The sequence below is a fragment of the Streptomyces sp. PU-14G genome, assembly GCF_041028275.1.
Classification (GTDB): Bacteria; Actinomycetota; Actinomycetes; order Streptomycetales; family Streptomycetaceae; genus Streptomyces.
The window spans coordinates 1-24,650 of record NZ_JASKYT010000014.1 but is presented as its reverse complement, the minus strand read 5'-3'; the positions used below and the strand labels follow the sequence as shown (position 1 = coordinate 24,650).

At 72.7% G+C, this 24,650-nt stretch carries 23 protein-coding genes and 1 pseudogene; 14 read left to right on the top strand and 10 right to left on the bottom strand.

Translation table 11 applies throughout. The annotated features are described in order from the left end of the window. The first annotated feature begins 312 nt into the window (after positions 1-312). Complete coding sequence (locus tag AB8Z75_RS03370) at positions 313-1,539, top strand: PLP-dependent aminotransferase family protein (protein ID WP_369199835.1); 1,227 nt, start codon at positions 313-315, stop codon at positions 1,537-1,539. 26 nt (positions 1,540-1,565) lie between these two features. On the opposite strand, the gene AB8Z75_RS03365 is transcribed toward AB8Z75_RS03370, so the two are convergent. Continuing rightward, the gene (locus tag AB8Z75_RS03365; protein WP_369199834.1) at positions 1,566-3,032 is read right to left on the bottom strand and encodes an MFS transporter; all 1,467 of its coding nucleotides are present in this window, start codon (positions 3,030-3,032) and stop codon (positions 1,566-1,568) included. A 205-nt stretch (positions 3,033-3,237) separates the two neighbouring features. On the opposite strand from AB8Z75_RS03365, the gene AB8Z75_RS03360 reads away from it, so the two are divergent. Next, a complete protein-coding gene (locus AB8Z75_RS03360; protein WP_369199833.1) occupies positions 3,238-3,855 on the top strand; it encodes a TetR/AcrR family transcriptional regulator in 618 nt (205 codons plus the stop codon). A 612-nt stretch (positions 3,856-4,467) separates the two neighbouring features. Then, positions 4,468-5,322, top strand: coding sequence for a nitroreductase/quinone reductase family protein (locus tag AB8Z75_RS03355; protein WP_369199832.1), 855 nt, complete (start codon positions 4,468-4,470; stop codon positions 5,320-5,322). 102 nt (positions 5,323-5,424) lie between these two features. Here AB8Z75_RS03355 and AB8Z75_RS03350 read toward each other — a convergent pair whose 3' ends face one another. Continuing rightward, complete coding sequence (locus AB8Z75_RS03350; protein ID WP_369199831.1) at positions 5,425-5,967, bottom strand: MarR family winged helix-turn-helix transcriptional regulator; 543 nt, start codon at positions 5,965-5,967, stop codon at positions 5,425-5,427. Positions 5,968-6,094: 127 nt separating this feature from the next. On the opposite strand from AB8Z75_RS03350, the gene AB8Z75_RS03345 reads away from it, so the two are divergent. Then, entirely contained in the window at positions 6,095-6,703 is a 609-nt protein-coding gene (locus tag AB8Z75_RS03345; RefSeq protein ID WP_369199830.1) for a DoxX family protein, read from the top strand. A gap of 196 nt (positions 6,704-6,899) precedes the next feature. Beyond that, the gene (locus tag AB8Z75_RS03340; protein WP_369199829.1) at positions 6,900-7,787 is read left to right on the top strand and encodes a Bax inhibitor-1/YccA family protein; all 888 of its coding nucleotides are present in this window, start codon (positions 6,900-6,902) and stop codon (positions 7,785-7,787) included. Positions 7,788-8,061: 274 nt separating this feature from the next. On the opposite strand, the gene AB8Z75_RS03335 is transcribed toward AB8Z75_RS03340, so the two are convergent. Further along, the gene (locus tag AB8Z75_RS03335) at positions 8,062-8,289 is read right to left on the bottom strand and encodes a DUF4287 domain-containing protein (protein ID WP_242751549.1); all 228 of its coding nucleotides are present in this window, start codon (positions 8,287-8,289) and stop codon (positions 8,062-8,064) included. Between the two features lie 114 nt (positions 8,290-8,403). On the opposite strand from AB8Z75_RS03335, the gene AB8Z75_RS03330 reads away from it, so the two are divergent. Further along, positions 8,404-8,733 (top strand): hypothetical protein, encoded by a 330-nt coding sequence (locus AB8Z75_RS03330; protein ID WP_369199828.1) that lies wholly within the window; start codon positions 8,404-8,406, stop codon positions 8,731-8,733. Between the two features lie 87 nt (positions 8,734-8,820). Here the strand turns inward: AB8Z75_RS03330 and AB8Z75_RS03325 are convergent, their stop codons facing one another. From AB8Z75_RS03325 to AB8Z75_RS03310, 4 genes and pseudogenes are all read right to left on the bottom strand, one after another. Next, positions 8,821-9,792 carry a hypothetical protein gene (locus tag AB8Z75_RS03325; protein WP_369199846.1) on the bottom strand — a complete coding sequence of 324 codons (972 nt, stop codon included), beginning with the start codon at positions 9,790-9,792 and terminating at the stop codon, positions 8,821-8,823. A 48-nt stretch (positions 9,793-9,840) separates the two neighbouring features. Next, positions 9,841-10,164: pseudogene (locus AB8Z75_RS03320) on the bottom strand (hypothetical protein); the annotation flags it as partial. A 292-nt stretch (positions 10,165-10,456) separates the two neighbouring features. Beyond that, positions 10,457-11,677 (bottom strand): acetyl-CoA C-acetyltransferase, encoded by a 1,221-nt coding sequence (locus tag AB8Z75_RS03315; RefSeq protein ID WP_369199827.1) that lies wholly within the window; start codon positions 11,675-11,677, stop codon positions 10,457-10,459. 426 nt (positions 11,678-12,103) lie between these two features. Further along, positions 12,104-13,141: an SGNH/GDSL hydrolase family protein gene (locus tag AB8Z75_RS03310; RefSeq protein WP_369199826.1), complete on the bottom strand. Its 1,038-nt coding sequence runs from the start codon at positions 13,139-13,141 to the stop codon at positions 12,104-12,106. 322 nt (positions 13,142-13,463) lie between these two features. Here AB8Z75_RS03310 and AB8Z75_RS03305 point away from each other — a divergent pair, with 322 nt between their 5' ends. After that, complete coding sequence (locus AB8Z75_RS03305; RefSeq protein WP_369199825.1) at positions 13,464-14,843, top strand: cystathionine beta-synthase; 1,380 nt, start codon at positions 13,464-13,466, stop codon at positions 14,841-14,843. Positions 14,844-14,958: 115 nt separating this feature from the next. Here the strand turns inward: AB8Z75_RS03305 and AB8Z75_RS03300 are convergent, their stop codons facing one another. Further along, entirely contained in the window at positions 14,959-15,393 is a 435-nt protein-coding gene (locus AB8Z75_RS03300) for a hypothetical protein (protein WP_369199824.1), read from the bottom strand. 167 nt (positions 15,394-15,560) lie between these two features. On the opposite strand from AB8Z75_RS03300, the gene AB8Z75_RS03295 reads away from it, so the two are divergent. The 6 genes from AB8Z75_RS03295 (at position 15,561) to AB8Z75_RS03270 (ending at position 21,875) form a co-directional block, all read left to right on the top strand. Beyond that, positions 15,561-16,850, top strand: coding sequence for a sugar ABC transporter substrate-binding protein (locus AB8Z75_RS03295; protein WP_369199823.1), 1,290 nt, complete (start codon positions 15,561-15,563; stop codon positions 16,848-16,850). Further along, on the top strand, positions 16,847-17,854 hold the full coding sequence (locus AB8Z75_RS03290) for a carbohydrate ABC transporter permease (RefSeq protein ID WP_369199822.1): 1,008 nt from the start codon (positions 16,847-16,849) through the stop codon (positions 17,852-17,854). The genes AB8Z75_RS03295 and AB8Z75_RS03290 overlap by 4 nt, the downstream gene beginning before the upstream one ends. After that, the gene (locus AB8Z75_RS03285) at positions 17,847-18,779 is read left to right on the top strand and encodes a carbohydrate ABC transporter permease (RefSeq protein ID WP_369199821.1); all 933 of its coding nucleotides are present in this window, start codon (positions 17,847-17,849) and stop codon (positions 18,777-18,779) included. Before AB8Z75_RS03290 ends, AB8Z75_RS03285 begins: the two co-directional genes overlap by 8 nt. A 67-nt stretch (positions 18,780-18,846) precedes the next feature. Then, positions 18,847-20,094: a Gfo/Idh/MocA family protein gene (locus tag AB8Z75_RS03280; protein WP_369199820.1), complete on the top strand. Its 1,248-nt coding sequence runs from the start codon at positions 18,847-18,849 to the stop codon at positions 20,092-20,094. A 134-nt stretch (positions 20,095-20,228) separates the two neighbouring features. Next, the gene (locus AB8Z75_RS03275; RefSeq protein ID WP_369199819.1) at positions 20,229-21,080 is read left to right on the top strand and encodes a MurR/RpiR family transcriptional regulator; all 852 of its coding nucleotides are present in this window, start codon (positions 20,229-20,231) and stop codon (positions 21,078-21,080) included. A 252-nt stretch (positions 21,081-21,332) separates the two neighbouring features. After that, positions 21,333-21,875 (top strand): GNAT family N-acetyltransferase, encoded by a 543-nt coding sequence (locus tag AB8Z75_RS03270; RefSeq protein WP_369199818.1) that lies wholly within the window; start codon positions 21,333-21,335, stop codon positions 21,873-21,875. A gap of 8 nt (positions 21,876-21,883) precedes the next feature. On the opposite strand, the gene AB8Z75_RS03265 is transcribed toward AB8Z75_RS03270, so the two are convergent. After that, complete coding sequence (locus AB8Z75_RS03265; RefSeq protein ID WP_369199817.1) at positions 21,884-22,648, bottom strand: maleylpyruvate isomerase N-terminal domain-containing protein; 765 nt, start codon at positions 22,646-22,648, stop codon at positions 21,884-21,886. Positions 22,649-22,655: 7 nt separating this feature from the next. Then, the gene (locus tag AB8Z75_RS03260) at positions 22,656-23,066 is read right to left on the bottom strand and encodes a VOC family protein (RefSeq protein WP_369199816.1); all 411 of its coding nucleotides are present in this window, start codon (positions 23,064-23,066) and stop codon (positions 22,656-22,658) included. Positions 23,067-23,357: 291 nt separating this feature from the next. Here AB8Z75_RS03260 and AB8Z75_RS03255 point away from each other — a divergent pair, with 291 nt between their 5' ends. Beyond that, positions 23,358-24,536 (top strand): PP2C family protein-serine/threonine phosphatase, encoded by a 1,179-nt coding sequence (locus tag AB8Z75_RS03255; RefSeq protein ID WP_369199815.1) that lies wholly within the window; start codon positions 23,358-23,360, stop codon positions 24,534-24,536. Positions 24,537-24,650 lie beyond the last annotated feature (114 nt).

Below are 24,650 nucleotides of genomic sequence, written 5' to 3'. Positions count from 1 at the left end.
CCCGTCGGGCGGGATCCCAACCGGCGATTCGCCGGGCCGGTGCGGCTTGCGCGTCCCGCCGGTGGGTCCGGGCACGAGGCGCAGTCCGTCTCCGCGCGCCCGGCAGGCGCCCCCCGCCGCCGGGCGACGAGCGCAAGCGCCCCCCGCCGCCGGGCGACGAGCACAAGCGCCCCCCGCCGCCGGACGACGAGCGCAACCCGACAACCCGTTCGGGCCGGGAGCTGGCGGACCGGGGCAGGGAGACCGGCGGGCCGGTGACCACATGCCGGATAGCGCTGGGCCCGTTGCGCGAAGCGCTTCTAGGCTGCGGCAATGACTCCCGGTACGCTCACCGGCTCCGCGCCGGCCGCCGCCCCCGTGCCCCCGCTCGCCGCCCGCGCCGCCTCGGTGGGGTCGTCGCCCGTACGGGAGATCCTGGCGCTGACCGAACGCCCCGAGGTCATCTCCTTCGCAGGCGGCCTGCCGGCCCCCGAACTGTTCGACGCCGACGGCATACGCGCCGCCTACGACAGGGTGCTCACCGAGGAGCCCCAGCGGGTGCTGCAGTACTCCACCACGGAGGGGGACCCGGCGCTGCGGGCCGCGGTGGCCGGGCGGCTGGCGGGCCGCGGACTGCCGACGGATCCCGGGGCGCTGCTGGTGACGACCGGCTCCCAGCAGGCCCTCACCCTGCTGGCCACCGCGCTGCTGGAGCCCGGCGACACCGTGCTGGTGGAGGACCCCACCTACCTGGCGGCGCTCCAGTGCTTCGGTTTCGCGGGGGCCCGCGTGGTGCCCGTCCGCTCCGACGAGGACGGTGTGGACCCCGAGGCACTGGCGGAAGCGGTGGAGCGCGACCGGCCCAAGCTGCTCTACCTGGTGCCCACCTTCCAGAACCCGACCGGACGCACCCTTCCGCTCGCGCGGCGGCAGGCGGTCGCCGAGATCGCCGCACGGAACGGTCTGTGGCTCGTCGAGGACGATCCGTACGGTGAGCTGCGGTTCGCGGGCGAGCCCGTGCCGTGGCTCGCGTCGCTGCCCAGGGCGGCCGACCGGACGGTGCTGCTGGGCAGCTTCTCCAAGGTGATGGCCCCCGGCGTGCGGCTCGGCTGGCTGCGGGCGCCCGCGGCGCTGCGCCGCGCCTGTGTGGTCGCCAAGCAGTCCCTCGACCTGCACTGCTCCACCGTCGACCAGGCCGCTGCCGCCAGGTATCTGGCCGACAGCGACCTGGACGCCCATCTGGCGCGGGTCCGCGAGGCCTACCGGCAGCGCCGTGACGCCCTGGTGGACGGACTGGCCACAGCGCTGCCGCACGGCAGCACGTGGAACCGTCCCGAGGGCGGCATGTTCGTCTGGGCCCGGCTGCCCGAGGGGCACGACGCGACCGCGCTGCTGCACACGGCCGTCGCGCACGACGTCGCCTACGTCCCCGGTGCCCCCTTCTTCGCCGGCCCGCCCGACCATGCCGCGCTGCGCCTGTCGTTCACGACGCACACCCCGAAGGAGATCAGCGAGGGCTTGGACCGGCTCGGGCAGGCCGTGCGGACGGTGGCGGGGTAGCCCGCCGGGCGGCTCGGGCCGTCCCCTCAGCTCTCCGGCGACGCCGCCTCTCGCGGCAGCGGTGCTCCCCCTGGTGCGGTCTGCCGACCTTTCCGCTCGTGGGGGAGGGCCAGGGCGAGGAGCGCGATGGCGGCCAGGACACCGGTCATGGTGGCGAACACCCGGCCGTGGGCGCTGCCGTCGGGTCCCGCCACGGCGGAGAGCGCGGCGAGCCCCAGTGCGCCGCCGAACTGTTTGGCGGTGTTCATCAGGCCGGAAGCGGCCCCGGCGTCACCCGCGGGGACGCCTGAGGTGACCACCGCCGTCGCGGGCGTGACGAACACGGCGGCGCCCAGGGAGAACACCACCGCGGGCCCCAGCACACCGAGTGGGTAGCCGCTGTGGGCGGACGCCGTGCTCTGCCACCAGAAACCGGCGCCGCACAGCACGGCACCCGCCAGGATGAGCGTCCGGTACGCGAAGCGGAGCATCAGACGGGGCGTCACCCACACCCCGGCCGCCGCACCGATCAGTGTGTGCGGCAGGAAGCCCAGGCCCGTGCGGAGCGCCGAGTACCCGAGGGTGTCCTGCATGAAGAACGTCAGGAAGTACCAGACGGGGATCTGGAGACAGGCTCCCGCCAGCAGCACGATCGTGTTGCCGACCGCCACTGTGCGCCGCCGCAGCAGTGCCGGCGGGATCAGCGGCCGGGACGCCCAGCGGGTCTCCACGGCGACGAGGAGGAGCAGGGCCGCGACTCCGCCCGTCAGTGACCACAGGGTGGCGGGGTCCGCCCAGGAGCCGTCCTGGGTGCGGCTGACGCCGTAGGCGAGGGCCGTCATGCCGACGGTCGCGGCGAGGGCTCCGGGCAGGTCCAGCCGGGCGCGCGCCGGGCCTTGCGAAAGGTCGCTTCGGGGCAGTACCCGTACGAGCAGCAGGGCCGCGCAGCCGAGGGGGACGTTGACGAGCAGGACGGCCCGCCAGGTGAACGCCTCGGTGAGCACCCCTCCCAGCAGGTTGCCCGCGGCGCCGCCGACGGAGGAGACGGCCGTCCAGACGGCGAGCGCGCGGGTGCGGCGCGGCCCTTCCCGGAAGGTGGTCGTCAGGACGGTGAGCGTGGCGGGGGCCAGCACGGCGGCCCCCAGTCCCTGGGCGGCGCGGGCCGCGATGAGCGCGCCGGGGGAGGTGGCGAGTCCGCCGGCGAGGCTCGCGACGGTGAACAGCGCCAGTCCGGCGACGAACACGTGGCGGTGGCTTCGCAGGTCGGCCAGGCGCCCGCCCAGCAGCAGCAGCCCGGCGAACGCCAGCGCGTAGGCGGTGGCGACCCAGGAGAGGCCGCCGCCCGTGGTGAAGCCGAGTGCTTCCCGGACGGCGGGCAGCGCGACGTTCACCACGGAGACGTCCAAAACCACCATGAACTGCGCCGCGCAGGCCAGCGCCAGGACGGCTGCCGCACGGGTGGCAGTCGGTGGCGTGGGTGTCGTGTGGGTGGTGGCAGGTGTGGTGGAGGGCACGGCTCCTCCCTCGTGTGCTGCTGCGCCCGGTCCGCGCCGGTGCCCGATCCGCGCCGGTGCACGGGCCGCACCGGCGCCCGGGCCCGCACTGGATGCTTTCCGATGTGGCCACACCGTAAAGCCTTCCAGGCGTGCTTTTCAATGTGGCAACATCGGGATGACGACAGTGGGAGCGGGCGACAGCGGGCGAGGAGGGACCGGGCACATGCCGTCCAGCGCATCCACCCGAGGCCGCGGGCCGGGACTGCACCACGACCGCAGGCGCACGGAGATCGCCGACGCGGTGCTCGCGGTCGTCGCCGAGCGGGGACTGCCCGCGGTCTCCCTGACGGAGGTCGCCGCGCAGGCCGGTGTGTCACCGGGCCGGGTCCAGCACTACTTCCCGACGAAGCAGAAGCTGCTGGAGGCCGCTTTCGACCGCGGCAACGAGCGCAGCGCGGAGCGCATCAGAAGCCGCCTGGGCGCCGCCCCGGCCGACGCACCGCCTGCCGAGGTGCTCGCCGTCGTCCTGGACGAGCTGATCCCCCACGACGCGGCGTCGCGGGCGCACATGCGGGTGCGGCACGCGTTCAACGCCGGCGCGCTGGCCGACGACCCCATCGCCGAGCGCGTCCGCGGCCTCTACGCCGGCCTGTACGGAAGTCTGGCCGGATGCCTGGCCCGCGCGGGGGCGAGCGCGCCCGAGGGAGGCCACGAAACGGCGGCCGTCGCCCTGGTGGCCCAGGCGGAAGGCCTCGCCTACCACGTGCTGCTGGGCACGACGCGGGCCCGGATCGCGCGGCACACGGTCCGCGCGGCGCTCGACGCCGCCCTGGGGGTCTGATCTCCGGCAGGCGCTGCCCGGGAGCCGCACCTGTCCGAAGCCCCTTGCCGCGGGAGGAGCAAGCACGTTCAATAGGGGCCGTGTCGCGTGACGCTGCCGCTTGTACGGCAGTGGCATGGAGGCACCTGGACGTGAGGAGTGCATCGTGGGTACACACACCGCCGGGCTCGTCTGACACGTGACTGAGAACGGCTGACGCACCGCGCCGCCGTTCCGCGCCGCCGTCGCCGCCGTGCGTGCGGCCGGGCGCCGGGCTTTTTCTCTTCTTCCGCTTTCCTGACCCTTCCTGTTCCCTGCCCCTGCCTGCCAGGGGCTCTCCCCTGTGTCTCAGCGGGCGCTCACACGCCGCGCTCACGGGCGTGGCTCACGCGCGCACTCGTGAGCGCGCCCTGGGCCGACGGGTGTGCCCGCACGGTCGCTTGCCCACGCGGTCGCTTGCTCGCACGGTTGCTTGCTTGCTTGCTTGCTTGCTTGGTCGTTCGGGCGCCCGAAGGACCAAGCGCATGGGCGCAGACGCGGGCCGGGTCGTCTCTTCCTCATGGAGTTGTTTTCTTGCCCCCTTCACCCTTTTCCTCCGCTCCGCCCCGCGTCAGTGACTTCAACCGTGCGGTCGTGGAGGAGTTCCGCGCCAACTCCGGCCGCGTCGGCGGCCCGTTCGAGGGCGGCGATCTGCTGCTGCTGACCACCACCGGAGCCCGTACGGGCCTGGAGCAGACCTCTCCCCTCGGGTACGTCCGTGACGAGGACGGTCACCTCCTCGTCGTCGCCTCGGCGGGCGGCGCTCCCCGCGCACCTGCCTGGTACCACAACCTGCTCGCGCACCCCATGGCCAGGGTCGAGGTGGGCACGGAGTCGTTCGGGGCCGTCGCGGTGCCCACCGAGGGCGCCGAGCGGGACCGGCTGTTCGCGCACGTCGTACGGCAGGCACCCGGGTACGCCGACTACCAGGCGCGCGTCTCACGCGTGCTGCCCGTCGTCCGGCTCGAACGCTCCTTTCCCGACGCGCCGTTCACCGGCCTCGTCGACAAGCTCCTGGAGGTCCACACCTGGCTGCGGGACCAGCTGCGTCACGTCGTGGCGGAGGCGGACGCCTACTTCGCCGCCAGGACGGAGCGGCCCGGCGGCACCGGGGCGCCGCCGGCTCCGCTCGGGCTCCAGCTGCGTCAGCACTGCCTGGCCTTCTGCGAGTCGATGCACACGCACCACGTCTCCGAGGACCAAGGGGCGTTCCCCGTGCTGGCCGAGAAGTACCCCCACCTGGCTCCCGCGCTGGCGCGCCTGCGCGCCGAGCACCGCACGGTGGACCGCATCCGCGCTGAGCTGGAGCGCCTGCTGGCCGACCTGACGACCGCGGAACCCGATCACTTCCGCGCCGAGCTGGCCCGGATGACCAGGGAGCTGGAGGCTCATCTGGACTACGAGGAGGAGGTACTCATCCCGCCGCTGTCCGAGATCCCGGCACCCTGAGCCTGCTGTCCGGTCCCCGGGTCCTGGGCCCCGATCCTCCCCCCCCGTGCCCYGGKCCCTGGGCCGGGGGCCCAGGTCCCCGGCCCAGGGCCCAGGTGCTCCCTAGGCGTTCTCCGACTCCGGAGGGAGGGGAGAGCGCGAAGGCTCCTCGGTTGCCTCGGTCCCCTCCGTTTCCTCCGCGTGCCGGCCCGGGGGCCGCAGCCGGGCGCCGACCCGGCCGAGCGCACGGGCGGCGGTGTCGATCTCGTCGGGTTCCAGGACGTCGATCAGGGCGGCGCGAACGGCCGCCACATGGCCGGGGGCCGCGGCGCGCAAAGTGTCGCGGCCCTCCTCGGTGAGGACGGCGAGGACTCCGCGGACGTCCGTGGGGCAGGAGCGGCGCCGCACGAGACCGCGCTTCTCCAGCTGGCCCACCTGGTAGGTCAGGTTGCTCTTGGAGGTGAACAGGCCCTCGGCCAGATCGGTCATCCGGACCTCGCCGCCGGGTGCTCCGGCGAGGCGGACGAGTACCTCGTACTGCGGATGGGAGAGTCCCGCGTCCTCCTTCAGCTGCTGCTCCACATGGCGGGAGACCCGGCTGGTCGCTTCGAGGAAGCCCTGCCAGGCCGCCATCTCCCGTTCATCGAGCCACCTGGTCCCTTCCATGGACACCATCCTACGTGTTGTTCAAATTCGAACCGGCTTGTACCGTCAGGCGATACGTTTCGAATTTGAACAACCGGTGGCACCGTCCCGTCACCCGGTTCCCACACCGACGCAGGAGGCTCCGCTCATGCCGTCCCCCCACGCCGCACAGGACACTCCGGCCACCCCGGACAGCCCGCCCGCCACCGGCACCGCCGCCCGCTTCCCCGGCGCCTCCGGGCAGGCCGAGGCCGCCCCCACCGCGCGGAACGCCCACGACGCGGGCCTCCTCCTGCTGCGCCTCGCGCTCGGCCTGACCATGGCGGCCCACGGTTCCCAGAAACTCTTCGGCTGGTTCGACGGAGGCGGACTCGCGGGGACCGAGCAGTTCTTCCACTCGGCCGGCTACCCCGCGGCCAAGGCCATGGCCGTCGTCGCAGGACTGGCCGAGACCCTTGGCGGACTGGGACTCGCGCTCGGCCTGCTCACCCCGCTGGCGGGCGCCGCGGTCTTCGGCACGATGCTCAACGCGCTCGCGGTCAAGTGGGGCGGAGGCTTCTTCGCCCCCGAAGGCGTCGAGTACGAACTGCTGCTGGCCCTGGCCGCCGCCGCGCTCACCCTCGCGGGCCCCGGCCGGCTGGCGGCGGACTCCGCCCTGCCGCTCCCGGCGTCGTGGGCGCACCGGCTGAGCCACGGTGCGGCCGCACTCGTCCTCGGAGCGGTACTCGCCGGCGCCGTTCTCCTCGTGCGCTCCTGAGGGCGGCGCGCCGGGGGGACCGAGCGGACTGTTCCGCCGGAAAGCGGTCACCCGCACGGGTGAGGACGTGATGGCCGTGTGGCACAGGGAACAACGAGTGTCTTCTCTTCGTTGTTGACTCTGCACTAGCGTGCTGTTTTTACTAACGCATTACGCTGGACTGCGAGGCCGCGCAGTGTGGCCATGGAGGAGTGAGATGAGGAGCAGCAACCCGGTCTTCTCGCGACGGGGGTTCAGCCGCGCGGGCGGCTACGCCGGCTTCGATGCGCAGCAGCAGCCGCAGGCCGGGAACCCGTACGCGAACAACCCCTACGCCGCCAACCCCCAGTCGGGGAACCCGTACGCGCAGCAGCCCAACCCGTACGCGGCCCAGCAGACGCAGACCCCCGGCCAGCCGTACGCGGCGCCGACGGCTCCGCCGTCCGCCGGGCGGATGACGATGGACGACGTGGTCGCCCGCACGGGTATGACGCTCGGCCTCGTCGTCGTCGCCGCCGCGGTGGCCTGGCTCACCGGACTCTCGCTCGGTCTCGCGCTGGGCGCAGGCCTGGTGGCGATGGTCCTCGGCTTCGTCCAGGCGTTCAAGCGCAAGGCCTCGCCCGCGCTGATCCTGGCGTACGCCGCCTTCGAGGGCCTCTTCCTCGGCGCACTGAGCAACTACGTCAACCAGTGGGTGAACGGCGCCGCGATGCAGGCGGTGCTCGGGACGATGGCGGTCTTCACCGCCGTACTGGTGATGTACAAGACCCGCATCATCCGCGTCACCCAGCGGTTCTACCGCTTCGTGATGGCCGCGGCGATCGGGTTCGTGCTCCTGATGGCCGTCAACCTGCTCTTCGCCGCCTTCGGCGGCGGTGACGGACTCGGCTTCCGCAGCGGCGGTCTCGGCATCCTCTTCGGCGTCATCGGCATCGTGCTCGGTGCGCTGTTCCTCGCCCTGGACTTCAAGCAGGTCGAGGACGGCATCGCCTACGGCGCGCCGAAGGAGGAGGCGTGGCTGTCCGCCTTCGGTCTGACGCTGACTCTCGTCTGGATCTACATGGAGTTCCTGCGCCTGATCGCCATCCTGCAAGGCGACAACTAGCGACGGCCGGTGCCGGGCGCAGCGCCCGGCACCGCAGGCGGCGCATACCGCGAGCCGCGAGGGCCCGGGAGGTGTCCACCTCCCGGGCCCTCGGCCGTTCTTCCGGTCGCGTCGGTCGCGTTGGTCGCGCCCTTCTTCCTCGGCCGCTTCCCTGCGTCCCGTTCCGGTATGCCGCTCCGGCGTGCGGTCCTGATACGCCGCACTGGTGTGCCGTCCTGGTTTGGTGTCCTAGGGTCTTCGCATCGTTCGCCGGGGCCCTGGCATACGGCCGGGCCTACAGGTGACGCGCGGCGCGCCGCAGGTCGTGTTCGTGGATGATCGCTTTGGCGTGCCCGTAGGCGAGGTCGTGCGCGCCACGGAGCCAGCTCACCTTCTCCTCGAAGCGGACGAGAGCGGGGCCTTCGTCCACCATGCGCAGCCAGTCGGACACTTCACGGCCGGTGCACTGCGGGATGCGGGAGAGCATGTTCCGGTGGGTCTCTTCGGAGAAGACTTGGGACATCGGCGCCTCCGGACGCTTCTGCAATGAGTCCTTGGCCTCACGTTGCCTGAGTGCGGGGGCGTTGGCAACAGTGTGGTCGGTCCGCGCCGGGAGAGGGCTGGATAGGGTGAGACGGTGCCCTGTGTTGACACCCGTCCTCTGACCGACGCCGTGGAGCGGCTCGCCGACCGGCTGCGGGCCGCGCCGCAGAGCGCCCTGACCCGGGGCGCCGCCGCCGACGGCCTCGCCCTCGCGCGGGAACTGGCCACGCTGGCGCAGCGCCTGGAGTTCGGTCCTGAGACGGCCGCTGTCCGTACGCTGCCCGACGCGGGCGTCTTCGCCGTCGGCGACCAACTCGCCGTCGCCGGACACGACCTGGCCGCAGCCCTGGAAGAGGCTCCCGCCGCGGACGCCGCGCCTGCTCTGGAGGAGGCTCTGCGCGCGGTGGAGGCGGCACCGTTGTGAGTGGGGGCGGCGCCCTGTGAGCGGTGGAGACGGTGCTCGCGCGCGAGGCGGCGGACGTGCCGGCGGCGCCGTCGCCGCCCGTCGCGTCTACAGCGGGGTGATGACGCGGTCGGCCAGCAGGTAGGCCGTGCTGCCGTCCGGGTATCCGAAGGTGAGCGTGTAGGAGCCGGAGATGCCGGAGCCGCCCATCAGCACCGGCGCCTCCCCGCGGCGTACCGCGTCGGCCAGTGCTTCGCTCGTGGCACGGTGGCCCGGCGACAGGCACACGGTCGTTCCGTCCTCGAAGAGGTAGACGTCGAGCGTGCCGAGAGGACCTGGGCGTACGTCGGTCAGTGGCGTACGGGCTTCGGCGAGGCCGGCGAGGCGTTCGATGGTGCGCTCGTGGTAGGTGACCGTCGGGGCGGGGGACGACGCCGCCGCCTGGGGGGCGACCGGTTCGCCGCTGAGGGTGTAGTCAGGCTGGGACGGGTGGCGGCGCCGTGCGGCGGCCAGGTCGGGGGACTCCGCCGGGCCGGGGGACTCCGCGTCGGTCTCCGCGCCCCTGTCCGCGGCGCCCATGTCCGCCACGCTCCTGTCTGCGGCGCTCCTGTCCGCGGCGTGGGGCGAGGGGCGGCCGGGAGCACCGTCCGGACCCTCCTCGTCCTCGTCCTCGCCCTCGTCCGCGTGGCCGTCCCACGCCGCCGACGCATCCCACGCCGCCGACGCATCCCACGCCACCGGCGCGTCTCGCGTCTCCCATGCGTCCCACGCGTCGAACGAGGACAGGTCCACGTCCACATCGACGTCCCCGTTCTCGGGGCCCGGCTGACGGGGGATGAATATCTGACCGGTCTCCTGGCCGCGCGGCGCGGACGTCTCCCCGGTGGAATCGGCGAGGTCGGTGAGGTCGGTGAGGTCGGCGAAGTCGGCGAAGTCGGCGAACCCGGTGGGATCGGCGAGCCCGGTGTGATCGGCGCGGTCCACGAGACCGGTGAGGTCAGTGAGGTCGATGACGTCCGGGTCGCTGTCCGCGGGCTGGGCGGTGCCGGTGAGGCTGTCGGCGAGGTCGCCGGGTGCGATCTCGTACTCGGTGCCGTGGCCCGCGAGGAGGGCGCCGGACTCCGGTCCGGCGTCGCGGGCCTCCTGGGCGGCCCAGAAGGCGCGTGCCTCGGCCAGTTCGCGCTCCCGTTCGTCCGCCAGCGCCGCGGCGACCGCGGCGCGAATCTGGCGGGAGAAGGGACCGGTCCCCTCCGTGTCGCTCTCCTCCGGCGATGCCGCACGGGCGTGCGGAACCGCGGCGGTCGCGGCGGGGGCTTCGTGCCGCCCGGTCTCCAGTTCGGCACGCAGCGCCGTCAACTGGCGGCGCAGGCCGCGCGCCGTGTGCAGTGCCGCACCGCCCAACGCGGTGGCCGCAGCCGCCGCACACAGCAGGATGAGGGATATGGCGCTCACTGACTTGACTCCCGGTTCCGGTTCGTTCCCCCTGACGCGGTCCCCCCGGTCGTTCACCCTGAATTCCTACAACAGCGTTGTCGGTGCACGTTGTCTGCGAGGTCGTCCAAGGCTCTTCGACCGTAGTGCAAATCCCGGCGAACTGGACAGGTGGGAGACCGGTCCCGTTTCCTCCGCACCGTCCTGAGCTGCGGAAATGGCGCGCCCCCAGGGTGTATGTCACATCCTGGGGGCGCTTTTGTCTCGGCGGCGTCTCAGCGGGCGGGCGCCTGAGGTCCGCCGCGGCCCCAAGTCAGCTCAGGCGCTCCAGCACCATGGCCATGCCCTGGCCGCCGCCCACGCACATCGTCTCCAGGCCGAACTGCTTGTCGTGCCACTGGAGCGAGTTGAGCAGCGTGGTGGTGATGCGGGCGCCCGTCATCCCGAAGGGGTGGCCGACGGCGATGGCGCCGCCGTTGACGTTGAGCTTGTCGAGGTCGATGCCGAGGTCCCGGTAGGAGGGGATGACCTGGGCGGCGAAGGCCTCGTTGATCTCGACCAGGTCGATGTCGCCGATCGACATGCCCGCGCGAGCGAGCGCCTGGTTGCTGGCCTCGACCGGGCCGTAACCCATGATCTCGGGAGAGAGCGCGGAGACACCGGTCGACACGATGCGGGCCAGCGGGGTCAGCCCCAGTTCGCGGGCCTTGGTGTCGGACATGATCACCAGAGCGGCGGCGCCGTCGTTGAGAGCGCAGCAGTTACCCGCGGTGACCAGGCCGTCCGGACGGAAGACGGGCTTGAGGCCCTCGACGCCCTCCAGGGTCACCCCGGGACGCGGCCCGTCGTCCTTGCCGACGACCGTGCCGTCGGGGGTGGTGACCGGCGTGATCTCCCGCTCCCAGAAGCCGTCGGCGAGGGCCTTCTCCGCCAGGTTCTGGGAGCGGACGCCGAACTCGTCCATCTCACGGCGGGTGACGCCCTTGTGCCGGGCGAGGTTCTCGGCGGTCTGGCCCATCGCGATGTAGACGTCCGGCACCGACCCCTCCTCGCGCGGGTCGGTCCAGCCCTCTCCTCCCTGCTCGGCGCGGGCCGCGGTGCGGGCCTCGGCATCGGCGAAGAGCGGGTTGTGGGTGTCGGGCATCCCGTCGGAGGTGCCCTTGACCGAACGGGAGACCGTCTCGACACCCGCCGAGACGAACACGTCGCCCTCGCCCGCCTTGATCGCGTGCAGCGCCATACGGGTCGTCTGCAGGGACGAGGAGCAGTAGCGGGTGATGGTGCAGCCCGGCAGGTGGTCCATCCCCATCTGGACCGCCACGACACGGCCGAGGTTGTGGCCCTGTTCGCCGCCGGGGAGGCCGCAGCCGAGCATCAGGTCGTCGATCTCCCGCGGGTCCAGTTCGGGGACCTTGGCCAGGGCCGCCGTGACGATCTCGGCCGTGAGGTCGTCCGGGCGTACGTCCTTGAGGGAGCCCTTGAAGGCGCGGCCGATGGGGGAGCGGGCGGCGGAGACGATCACTGCTTCGGGCATCAGGGGCTCCTGGGGGAGTCGGCGGATCGGCTGTACGGAGCGGAAGCTACCCGCCCGTAGGGTGCCGGTCACGGGCTGGACGGTGTGATGCGGACCTCTTCTAAGCGTTTGCTTTGTCCGGGGAAGACGTCAAGACGCTCCGCCGGACATCGCGCCGCCCGGCCGCGCCCGTACCCTCGATGGGCCCTGACCGCCGTCCCGGCACTATCCGGCCACCGGCGGCGCCCCTGCTCCCCGGCCACCGGCGGCGCCCCTGCTCCCCGGCCCCCGGTCGCACCATCCCTGCTCTCCGGTCCCTGGCGGGCACCCCTGCTCTCCGGTCCCCGGCCACGTGCCCGTGGCCTCGGGCGGGCCCATGCGTGCGGCGAGGATGCCGCGCGCGTCGGCGCGCGGCGTCCGGCGTTCTCCCGTCCGGGCGCCGCCCGCTCAGTGGTGTTCGGGCTCCTCTTCGCGCTGCCAGGTGGCCTCCTCCGCAGGTGGCAGCCTGCGGCGGCGCCGGTGCTTGAGCAGCGCCCAGGGGCCCCGCATCCCCGCGACCTCGGTGCCGCCCTCGGCCGCCGCCTCCGCCGCGGCCCGGGCGACCGGCAGCACGCCCTCGCGACGGCGGCTGTCAGGACGCTCGTCCTCCGTGGGCCACAGCCCCAGCGCCGCGCACAGGGTGGGCAGGACCGCCATGGCGGCGGTGGCGTACCCCTCGGCGGACGGGTGGTAGTTGTCCGGGCCGAACAGCTCGCGCGGATTGGCGGAGAACTCCGGGCCCAGCAGGTCGCCCAGCGAGACCGTCCGGCCGCCCTCCTCGACGACGGCGATGGTCTGTGCCGCCGCCAGCTGACGCGACAGCCGCCGCGCGATCCAGCGCAGCGGCTGTCCGACGGGCTCGACGCTGCCCAGGTCGGGGCAGGTGCCGACCACCACCTCGCAGCCGGCGGTCCGCAGCCGTGCCACCGCGTCCGACAGGTAGCGGACCGAGCGGGCCGGGGGCATGCGGTGGGTGACGTCGTTGGCGCCGATCATGATGACGCACACGTCCGGTGCCTTGGACAGCTCCCGTGCGCTCAGCAGCAGCGTGATCTGCCGCTCCAGGTCGTCGGACATGGCTCCGGACAGTGCGACGTTGCGCAGCTCCACGGGGCGTTCCGCCACGGCGGCGAGCGCGGAGGCCAGCAGGGCGCCGGGCGTCTGCCGCGCCCTGTGCACGCCCTGGCCCGCCGCCGTCGAGTCGCCGAGGAAGGCCATGCGCAGCGGACGCCCGGTATAGAGCCTGCCGAAGGCGCCGCCGTACAGACCGTCGGCCTGGGGTGGCTCGTCCTCCGAGCCGCCGATATGACGTTTCGCCAGTTGGAGTTCGGTGAACAGCAGCCCGACCGCCGCTCCGCCGACCAGGCCGATTCCGCCGCCTCCGTAGGCGGCTGCGGTCGCGATTCGCCGGGCCACTCTCGCGCTCGACGCCTTCGACATCGGCATTGTGCTCTTCCGCCTCCCGCGTTCTCGTGCTGGCTGTTGGGTTCGTCGAATGGGGTGCGCGCCGTTCCTCGACAAGCGCGCCGTCTCGGGGACGATGTCCCCAGGGCCCGTCCGGGAAGGCTCCCGTAGGGCCCTGGCGCGGGTGGCCGCCCAAGGAGCGGTGGCCGTCCCGCCGCGCGCCGGGGCTCGTACCCCTCAAGACTGTGTTGCCCGCCCCGGACCGTGCTGCAACGCGCCCCCTGTGTGCGCGTGTTGCCCCATATGGTGTCGGCACGGGCCCGCGACCCGCGGCCCGCGACCACGACTACGCGCGGAGACCACGGTGCAGTATCACGAGTCGATGATCGAGCTTGTCGGCAACACCCCGCTGCTCAGGCTCACGAGTGTCACGGAAGGCATCCAGGCCACCGTCCTGGCCAAGGTGGAGTACTTCAACCCGGGCGGCTCCGTGAAGGACCGGATCGCGCTGCGCATGATCGAGGCGGCCGAACAGTCCGGTGCGCTGCGTCCCGGCGGGGTGATCGTCGAGCCGACCTCGGGCAACACCGGGGTCGGCTTGGCCATCGTGGCGCAGCAGAAGGGTTACCGCTGCCTGTTCGTGTGCCCCGACAAGGTCTCCACGGACAAGATCAACGTGCTGCGTGCCTACGGCGCCGAGGTCGTGGTCTGCCCCACGGCTGTCGACCCCGAACACCCCGACTCGTACTACAACGTCTCCGACCGGCTGGTGCGCGAGACCCCCGGGGCCTGGAAGCCCGACCAGTACAGCAATCCCGACAACCCGCGCTCGCACTACGAGACGACCGGGCCCGAGCTGTGGGAGCAGACGGACGGACGGATCACCCATTTCGTCGCGGGCATCGGCACCGGCGGCACCATCAGCGGCACCGGGCGGTACCTGAAAGAGGTCAGTGGCGACCGGGTGCGGATCGTCGGCGCCGACCCCGAGGGCTCGGTCTACTCCGGCGGCAGCGGACGGCCCTACCTGGTCGAAGGTGTCGGCGAGGACTTCTGGCCCGACGCCTACGACCGGCGCATCACCGACGAGGTCGTCGCCGTCTCCGACAAGGACTCCTTCCAGATGACGCGCCGCCTCGCCAAGGAGGAGGGCCTGCTGGTGGGCGGCTCCTGCGGGATGGCGGTGGTCGGCGCGCTGGAGGTGGCGCGGCGGCTGGGCCCCGAGGACGTGGTCGTCGTCCTGCTGCCCGACAGCGGGCGCGGCTATCTCAGCAAGATCTTCAACGACGAGTGGATGAACGACTACGGCTTCCTGGAGGAGGGCGGCACCGCGGGGGCGCGGGTCGGTGACGTCCTGCGCTACAAAGAGGGCCCCCTGCCCTCCCTGGTGCACATGCACCCCGAGGAGACGGTCGGCGAGGCCATCGAGGTGCTGCGCGAGTACGGGGTCTCGCAGATGCCCGTCGTCAAGCGCGGTGCGGGGCACCCCGACGTGATGGCCGCCGAGGTGATCGGATCGGTCGTCGAACGCGAGTTGCTGGACGCGCTGTTCGCGCAGCGGGCCTCCCTGGGGGATGCGCTCGACAAGCACATGAGCGCGCCCCTGCCACACGTCGGTGCGGGGGAGGCCGTGGCCGACCTGATGGCCGTGCTGGAGGGGGCCGACGCGGCGGTGGTGCTGGCGGACGGCAAGCCGAGCGGGGTGGTCAGCCGGCAGGACCTGCTGGCGTACCTGGCGCGGTGAGCAGCGGGCCGGGGAGGGCCCCTCCGGAGCTGTCCCCGGCCCCCGCCCGTTCCTCGGCCCTTCCGCCGTTCGTTCCCAGCTTCCCCGCCGCTGCTGTGCGGTCTTGCGGGCGGGGCTACTCGTCGCCCCGCCGCCCGTCGTCCCGCCGCCCGTGGGAGAACCAGGAGCGGCTGGCCTGCAGGGCGTTGACGGCGACGATGCCGAGCCAGCAGGTGACCAGGCCCGTCATGCCGGCGTTGGCGACGGCGATCGCGGAGAGGGGGATCGCCAGCACCAGGGAGGCGACCGCCAGGCCGAGCCGTGCGCCGAGCCCGTCGGAGAAGACCGGCGAACCCTGGTGGGGCCGGCCCGGCGAGGCGCCGCGCGCGGCCACCATTTGCTGTTCGGCCAGCTGCCGGCGCATCCGCTTGTCGACGACGTTGTCGAGGCGCTGCTCCACCTTCTCCAGGAAGGAGTCGATCAGCTCGTCCTCGTACTCGGGACCGAGCTCCCTGCGGGTGTGCAGGGTCGCGTCGAGTTCCTTCTTCAGTTCGGGATCGGGTGCGCTCATGCCGGCCACGGTACGGGCGCGCGGGGTGGAGCGCAGTGGTGCTAGCACTACTGCGCGGCGGGACCCGACTGCACCACATTGCATGAAGTTGATCGAAACGAGTCTTGACGCGTCAACTTCGAGCACATAGCTTTCCGGGCATCAGGCTCCCAGGAAGGCCCTCCGGCGTGCGCAGACGTTCCCTCCTCACAGCCGCCGCGACGACGTTCGGTACGACGGCGTTCGCGGCAGGCTGCGGCAGTCCACCGAAACCGACCACCGCCTCGTCCAAGGGCGGCGCCGCACGCGGCCGGATCACCTACGGCGTCTGGGACGTGTACCAGATGCCGGCCATGGAGAAGGCCGCCAGGGAGTTCGAGCGGACCAGACCGGGCGTGACCGTGGAGGTGCAGCTCACCCCGAACGCCACGTACTGGACGAAGCTGCGCACCGCGTGCTCGGGCGGCTCGGCACCGGACGTGTTCTGGATGAACGGGCCCAACTTCGGCCTGTACGCCGACAACGGGCAGCTGCTGCCGCTGGAGACGGAAGGGTCCGAGGCGATCCTCGACCCGGCCGACTTCCCGCCCGACCTGGCGAAGCTCTACCGCTGGAAGGGCACCCAGTACGGGGCGCCGAAGGACTTCGACACGGTCGCGCTCTGGTTCAACAAGGAACTGTTCGACCGGGCGGGCGTGGACCACCCGGACGGCTCGTGGACGTGGCAGGACCTGATCGCGAACGCCCAGCGGCTGACGGACAGGCGTCGCGGGGTCTACGGCGTGGGCGCCCCGGTGCGCGCCCAGGAGAACTACTACAACTCCATACCGCAGGCCGGCGGCTGGGTGCTCTCGAAGGACCGCACGGAGTCCGGGTACGCGGACCCGCAGACCCTCGACGGGCTCCAGCTGTGGATCGACATGATCCACCGCTACCGTGCCTCGCCCACCCTCCAGCAGCTCACCGACACCGACGCCACGCAGATGTTCCAGGCGGGCAAGCTCGCCATGACGTACGAGTGCTCGTACAACGCGGCGGTCTTCTGGGCCGATCCGGCGCTGCGCGACAAGGTGGAGGTGGCTCCGCTGCCGCGCGGCAAGCACCGGGCCAGCGTCATCCACGGCCTGGCCAACGTGGTCTACGCCCGCACGCCGCACCCCGAGCTCGCCCGGGACTTCGTGCGCTTCCTCTCCTCCAGGCGCGGCTCGCTCCTGCAGGCCGAGGGAACGGCCATTCCGGCGCGGAACGGCACCCAGCAGCCGTGGGTCGACTCCATGCCGAAGTTCGACCTGAAGGTCCACCTGGACGCCGTGGACTACGCGGTGCCGTATCCGATCTCCACCAACACCGCCGCCTGGTCGCACAAGGAGCTGCAACTGCTGTCCCGGGCGTGGAGCGGGAACGAGAGCCTGGACAGTGTGTCGCGTTCCCTCACCAAGGCGATGAACCAGTTGCTCGCCCAGGAGGGGAAGGCATGAGCGTCGATGTCGAGGCCGCCGCGGCGGCGAAGGCGGCGCCACCGCCTCCGTCCGGCGGGTCCGGTGGCTCCGCGGCCGGCCAGCGCGCGCTGCGCAAGCGGGAGCGCCGCTTCCTGCACCGCGACAAGTGGTGGGGCTACGCGCTGATCGCCCCCGCGGGCCTCGGCCTCGCGGTGTTCTACCTGTGGCCGGTGCTGCAGACCCTGTACTTCAGCTTCACCGAGTGGGGCCCCTTCGGCGGCACCTCGTGGATCGGGCTGGAGAACTACCGCACGATGCTGCACGATCCCGAGGTGTGGCAGGCGCTGGGCAACAGCCTGATCTACACGGTGCTGGTGCTGCTGGGCATCCCCGTCTCGATGGTGCTGGCCGTGCTGCTGAACCTGAAGGGCATGCGCGGCACCGGGTTCTACCGGACGCTGTACTTCCTGCCGGTCGTCACGATGCCGGCCGCTGTCGCGGTGGTGTGGCGCTGGCTCTACAACGGCGACGTCGGCATCCTCAACCAGGCGCTCGACGCGATCGGCATCGACGGCACCTACTGGGTCTCCGACCCGGACGTGGTGCGGTTCGCGGTGGCCGCCGTCGGCGTGTGGATGACCGTCGGATACAACATGATCCTGCTGCTGGCGGGGTTGCAGGGCATTCCGCAGGACTACTACGAGGCCGCCTCCCTGGACGGGGCGGGACGCGTGCGCCAGTTCTTCTCCGTCACCATGCCGCTGCTGAGCCCGACGCTGTTCTTCACCACCGTGCTGTCGGTGATCCAGTCCCTCCAGGTGTTCGACCTGATCTACATGATCCTGGGCGCCAACACCTCCGTCGGCGTCACGAACCCGGCCTACAGCGAGGGCCAGACCATCGTGATGCTGTTCTTCCAGAAGTCGTTCTACGACAACCAGCGCGCGTACGGGGCAGCCATCGTCTGTGTGCTGTTCGTCCTGATCATGGCGCTGACCGCCCTCCAGTTCCGGTTGCAGAAGAGGTGGGTCCACTATGACTGAGACGGCTGAGATGACCGAGGCGGCTCAGGCGCACGTTCCGGCCCCGCGCCGTCCGCGCACCGGAGGCGGCCGTCCGCCCGCCGCGGCCCGCCGTGCGCACCAAAGGAGCCGCGAGGGGCGGCTGTGGCCCGCCCACGTGCTGCTGTCCCTGGGCGCGGTCGTGACGGTCTTCCCGCTGCTGTGGCAGGTCCTGACCTCCTTCAAGTCCTTCGGCGAGTCGACCAGGGTGCCGCCGACGTTCCTGCCGGAACACTGGGACTGGTCCAACTACGCGACGGTCTTCTCCTCGATCCCGTTCACCGACCAGTTGCTGAACACCGTGCTGATGACGCTGTTGCGCACCGCCGCGCAGCTGCTGCTGTGCTCGATGGCGGCGTACGCGTTCGCGCGCATCGCCTTCCCCGGGCGCGGAGCGCTCTTCCTGGGGTTCCTTGCGGTGCTGATGGTGCCCAGCCAGCTGTTCCTGCTGCCGCAGTACCAGATCATGCAGGACCTCGGCTGGCTCAACTCCCTCCAGGCGCTGGTCGTCCCCGGCATGTTCAGCGCCTTCGGCACGTTCCTGCTGCGCCAGTTCTTCCTCGGGCTGCCCACCGAACTGGAGGAGGCGGCCCGGCTGGACGGGGCCAACCCGTTCACCGTCTTCTGGCGGATCGCCCTGCCGCTGGCCCGCCCCGGGCTGCTGGCCCTGGGCATCCTCACCTTCCTGTGGTCGTGGAACGATCTGATGTGGCCGCTGGTCGTCAACACCGACCCGTCCCAGATGCCGCTGTCGGCCGGTCTCGCCACCCTCCAGGGCGCCCACCTGACGGAGTACCCGGTGCTGATGGCCGGCTCCGTGCTGGCCACACTTCCGGTGATCGTCGTCTTCGTGGCGATGCAGCGGCACTTCATTCAGGGCATCGCCTTCTCCGGCATGAAGGGCTGACCATCACGTGACCGACATGGCTGGAGACCAGGTGACCGCAACGGCGACCGCAACGGCTGGAGACCACATGACCGACACCACCCTCACCCCGGCGCCCGGAGGCGCCGAGGGCGCCCGCACCCGGGACCTGCGCCTGGCCGTCATCGGTCTCGGGCTGCGCGCCTCCCTCGCCCGTGAGGCGCACCGCCCCGGCGAGGGCTCCCGCGTGGTGGCCGCCGTCGACACCGCTCCCGCGATGTTCGGGCGGGCCCGCGAGTGGTTCGGCGACGACGTACGGCTCTACGGCGACCACCGCGAGCTGCTGGAGGCCGAGGAGCTGGACGCGGTCTTCGTCATCACCCCCGACCACACGCACGAGCAGCTCGCGACCGAGCTGCTGCGGGCGGGTGTCGCCGTCTTCGTGGAGAAGCCGCTGGCCATCACCACCGAGGGCTGCGACCGGGTGCTGGAGGCGGCCAGGGAAGGCGGCGCCAGGCTGTACGTGGGCCACAACATGCGCCACATGCCCGTGGTGCGCACCATGCGCGAGCTGATCCAGCGGGGGGAGATCGGCGAGGTCAAGGCCGTCTGGTGCCGCCACTTCGTCGGGCACGGCGGCGACTTCTACTTCAAGGACTGGCACGCCGACCGCCGCAACACCACGGGCCTGCTCCTCCAGAAGGGCGCGCACGACCTGGACGTCATCCACTGGCTGGCCGGCGCCTACACCGAGCGGGTCACGGCGCTGGGCGGTCTGACCGTCTACGGCGACATCACCGACCGCTCCGGCCAGGCGCCGGGCGCGGTGATGCCCGACTGGTACGACCCGGAGAACAACTGGCCGCCGCTGGCGAACACGGGGCTCAACCCGGTCGTGGACGTGGAGGATCTGTCGATGGTGGTGATGCGGCTTCAGGGCGGTATCCACGCCAGCTACCAGCAGTGCCACTACACGCCCGACTACTGGCGCAACTACACCGTCATCGGCACCGAGGGCCGGCTGGAGAACTTCGGCGACCACGGGGAGAGCGCCGAGGTGCGGGTGTGGAACCGGCGCAGCCGGGAGGGCTACCGCGCCGAGGCCGACCTCGTGGTCCCCATGCCCTCCCGCAGCGACGAGGAGGGCGGGCACGGCGGGTCCGATCCGCTGCTGGTGGCGGAGTTCCTGCGGTTCGTGAGCGAGGGCGGCGCCACCGACACCAGCCCTGTCGCGGCGCGCGAGGCCGTGGCGGCCGGGGTCGCGGCCACCGAGTCCCTGCGGGACGGCGGCACGCCGGTGACGGTCTCCCGCCTCGCCCCCGAGCTGGCGCGGTGGTTCGCCAACGGGCAGGGCTGACGGGGCCGGCGCCTTCCCGCCCTCCGCTCTCGCTCTCCCGCCCGCACCCGACCCTCCGGCGTCCGCCTTGCCGCGGCGGCCCCTCGCTGCATAGGGTTATGCAAGGGAGGAGCGGGCTGAATGCGAGGTGTGGGATGGGCGGCGCGAGCGCGCGGTTGCTGAAACTGTTCGAGGGGCACCGGCTGACCCCGACCCAGCGCCGCATCGCCCACTGCATGGTCCGCAGGGCGGGGGACGCCCCCTTCCTCTCCAGCGTCGAGCTGGCCGAGCTCGCCGGGGTCAGCCAGCCGTCCGTCACCCGGTTCGCCGTGGCGCTCGGGTTCGACGGCTACCCGGCACTGCGCCGGCACCTGCGCGAGAGCGAACCGCAGGAGGGGACCGAGCACACCGCGGGAGGCGAGGACCCCGGTGGGCTCAACGAGTACCAGCAGGCGGTCCACGCGGAGATCGAGAACCTGCGGCACCTGGCCGCGCTGCTGGAGGACCCGGCACCCGTCGAGCGCGCGGGCAGGCTGCTGGCCGCCTCCCGTCCGCTGCCCGTCCTCGGGCTGCGGGCCGCGGCGGCCCAGGCGAGCGGCTTCGCCTACTTCGCGGCCAAGGTCCACCCCGACGTGCGGCTGCTCACCGAGGGCGGCTCGATGCTCGTCGACCGGATCGACGGCTGCGTACGCGCGGGCGCGAGCGTGCTGATGTGCTTCGCGCTGCCCCGCCACCCACGCGAGACGGTCGAGGCGCTGGAGCGGGCCCGGGAGGCGGGGATGGCCGTGATCACCGTCGCGGACAGCGCCTTCGCGCCCGTCGCCCGCCCCGGCGACCTGCTGCTGCCCGCGGCCGTCGGCACCGGCCTCGCCTTCGACACCGCCTGCGCCCCCATGCTGTTGGGCCGCGTCCTGCTCGAAGCGATGTGCGACGGCCTGCCCGAGGCGCAGGCCCGCCTGGAGGAGTTCGACGCGCGGGCGAGCGAGCGGGGCCTCTTCGCGGAGTGAGCGCGGGGCGCCGGTGAGGGCGGCCTCCGCACAGGGGGCGCGGGGCGCGGCGAGGGAGCGAAAACCGGTGTCCTGCGGGCGGGTACTCCCGTAGCGTGCCCGGCTGTCGCGCGAGACAGCAACTGAGGGGGGCGTGTGGGCGACTCAGGTGTGGTGACTGCCGCCGACCGGCGGCTCGTCAGGAAGTGGGTGGCCGCCTGGACTCTCTCGCGGGGGCTCCCGCCGCCGACGGAGGGCCCGTGGGGGCTTCGCATGAAGGTGGGTTCCGAACACATCGTGGAGCGCCACGTGCTGCTGGACGCCTCCGAGGCGTCGGTGCGCGAGGCCGCGGCAGCGGTGACCGTCCCGCGGACCTGGCTCATGGTCTTCGCCGAGCCCCGGGCGGTGGCGGACTGGCTGCCACCCGGCTGGCAGGTGGACCACGCGGAGACCGGGTACCTGATGGCGGTCGGGCTGGGCAGGACCGACCCGGCGCCGCCCGCCGGGTACCGCGTCAGCGACCGGACCCGCGACGGCGTCACCGTCGTCGAGGTGCGCGACGCGGCAGGCGGGTGCGTGGCGCGCGGTCAGACGGCCGTGTGGGGCGACACCGCCGCGATGGACCGCGTCGTCACCGAGGAGGCGCACCGCAGGCGCGGCCTGGGCAGCCTGGTGATGCGCGTACTGGCCGACCGCGCCGCCGCCGCGGGGGCCACCGACGGGGCGCTGGGCGCCACCCCGCAGGGGCGGGCGCTGTACGAGGCGCTGGGCTGGCAGGTGCGCAGCATCCTGACGGAGTGCGTCTACGCGCCCTGAGCGGGCGGCTACCCGCCGCCGGGTGCCGGCGCGGGTGCGCGCGCGTGCGGTGCCCGGCCCAGGAAGGCCAGCAGCCGGTCGGCGGCCGGTGCGTCGGCGGGAAGCGGCAGGCGCGGGCCGAACAGGGGGTGCCGTGCGGCGTCGTGCGGGACCAGGTGGCGGGCCACGGGCAGCAGGCGGGCCGCCAGAGGCCCTGGGACGGCGCGCTCGGGGTGCCCGGTGGACCAGGCGATGTCCCAGCCGTGCACGGCGAGTTCGACCGCTCCCGTCAGGGCGAGGGCCGTCGCCGTCAGGGGCGCGTCGGCCACCGCGACGATCCTGGCGCCGGGACGGGCGACGGCCCACGCGCCGAGCATGCGTGCCGCGCGCCGTCGGAAGGCGGCGGCGGGGTCGGGGGCCGCCCCCTCCCCGTCGCCAGGCCCCGGTCCCGTTTCCGGGCCTGATTTCGGGCTTGGTTCCGGGCCTGGTCGCGGGCCGGGCGGCGCCTCTTGTGCCGGGCGGCCCGGCACCCGAGGGCGGGGGTGGAGTGTGACGACGCCCTCGGCGAAGCCTTCGTGCAGCGCGGCCAGGGAGTCGTCCACGTGGGCCATCAGGCCGCCCAGGCCCCACGCGGCGCAGGGGGTGGGTCGCGCCAGCAGCGCGGGGGTCACGCACTGGGCGTTCCCCAGCGCGTATCCGACCGCGCGGCGCAGCAGTTCCGCCGCCTGCTCCCCGGCGTCCTCGCGGCGCGTGTCACCTCTCGCGGGTCCGTCGTCCTCCTCCTGCCGGAACACGGCGGTGCTAGGCGGGTGTGCCGTCGTCGGTGGTGTCGCAGAGCTGGACGTAGTTGCCGTCCGGGTCCTCCAGGGTGCCCAGCAGGACGTGCTCGTCGACCGCCTCGACCGGGCGGATCCAGCGCGGGTTGAGCTGTGCGTTGAGCCGTTTCTCCATGGCCCGGATGTCGGTGACCTCGAAGTTGACCAGCACGCGACCCGGTTCGACGGACTTGCGGCCCACGTCGTCACGGGCCTCGAAAACGACGTGGGTGCCGCCCAGCCGCAGATGTCGCACAGGGCCCCCGTCCTCGGCGCCGTCCCGCCCCTGACCGGGGGCGAACACGTCCCGGTACCACTCCCACAGCCTCCTCGGATCGGTGCTGCCCAGCACGATCCCGCCCACCTGGGGGCTGCCCGGTTCTGTCGTCTCGCTCATCGCGTGCCGCCTCCCGCACGTCTTCGGCCGCCGGGCCCAGTGCACCGGTGCCGGGAAGAGGGACCGCGGGGAGGCGGAAAACTCATCGCGGAAGGCGGCGGACTCTTCTGCGCTTCCGTCCGTACGGGTGGAAAGGCGGCCGGGCGTGGCGCGGCGCCGGAGCGGACGGCCGGTCCGGCGGGCACCTGACTGCGATACCGTGACGGCTTCACCGCACGTGGCACGGAAACCCGGCTGAGGCGTCGCGATCCCGACGGGGTCCTCGCCGGCCCCGCACAGATCAGGATCGTCGTGGACCGATTCGCCGCTGTGCAGCAGAGGCTGCGCACCGCGCCCCCGCAGGCCCTCGCCGCCGTCCTCGCCGAGGAGCTGCGGGCCGGCTACGGCGCCGACCGCGTCGAGCTGCGCATGATCGACTACGGCATGACGTCGCTCCGGAGAGTGGACGGGCACCCGGCAGACGAGGACGCGGTGTCCGTGTACGACAGTCCGCAGGGGCGTGCCTTCGGCGCCCAAGAGCCGCACATCACCAGTCAGACAGGTGACGGAGTCGTCGTCCACCTCCCCCTGACGGCGCGCGGCGACCGGCTCGGCACGCTGTCCGTGGGGCTCCCCGCCGCGAAGGACCCGCGGAACCTGCTGCCCGAGCTGCGCGAACTGTGCGAGGTGCTCGGGCACGAAGTCCTCGTCGCCGGGCGGGACACCGACCTGTTCCTGCTGGCCCGCCGCGCCACCCGGCTCACCCTCGCGGCGGAGATGCAGTGGCAGCTGCTGCCCGGACGCGCCTGCGTACGCCCGGAGTTCGCGGTCGGCGCCCACCTGGAGCCGGCGTACGCGATCTTCGGGGACGGCTTCGACTGGGAGGCCTCGGAGCGCTACCTGACGCTCAGCATCACCAACGGCATGGGTGAGGGCATGGAGGCCGCGCTGCTGACCAACCTGGCCAGCAACGCGCTGCGCAACGCGCGGCGCGCCGGGCTGGACCTGGCGGGGCAGGCGACGCTCGCTGACCAGGCCGTCTACGCGCAGTACCAGGGCTCCGCCTACGTCTCGGTGCTCCTGCTGCGCCTCGAGCTGGCCACCGGAGCGGTCGAGGTGGTGGACGCGGGCTCACCGCGCGCGTGGCGGCTGCGCGGTGGCCGCACGGTGGACACCGTCTCCTTCGACAGCCAGCTGCCGCTCGGCATGTTCGAGGACACCGTCTACACCGAGGAGCACTTCACGGTGCTGCCCGGCGACCGGCTGCTGTTCGGCAGCGACGGCGTCTACGACACCCCGGGCCGCGGCGGCGAGAAGTACGGCGATCGCGCCCTGGCCCGGGCCCTGGCCGCCCACAAGCTCCTGCCCGCGGCCCAGGTGCCCGTCGCCCTGCTGCGTGAACTCGCCGCCTACCGGGGTGAGGCGCCCCTCCAGGACGACGCCGTCCTGATGTGCGTCGACTGGTACGGCCGCGGCCAGGAGACGTCCTGACCCTCGCGGCCCGCGCTCCGGCGGGCGGTCCGCCGGCTACGGCGTCAGGGTGATGCGCCGCACCCGCGCGTCCAGGTCCTCGCCCGGGTGGGCCGGGTGGGCGCGGGTGAGGGT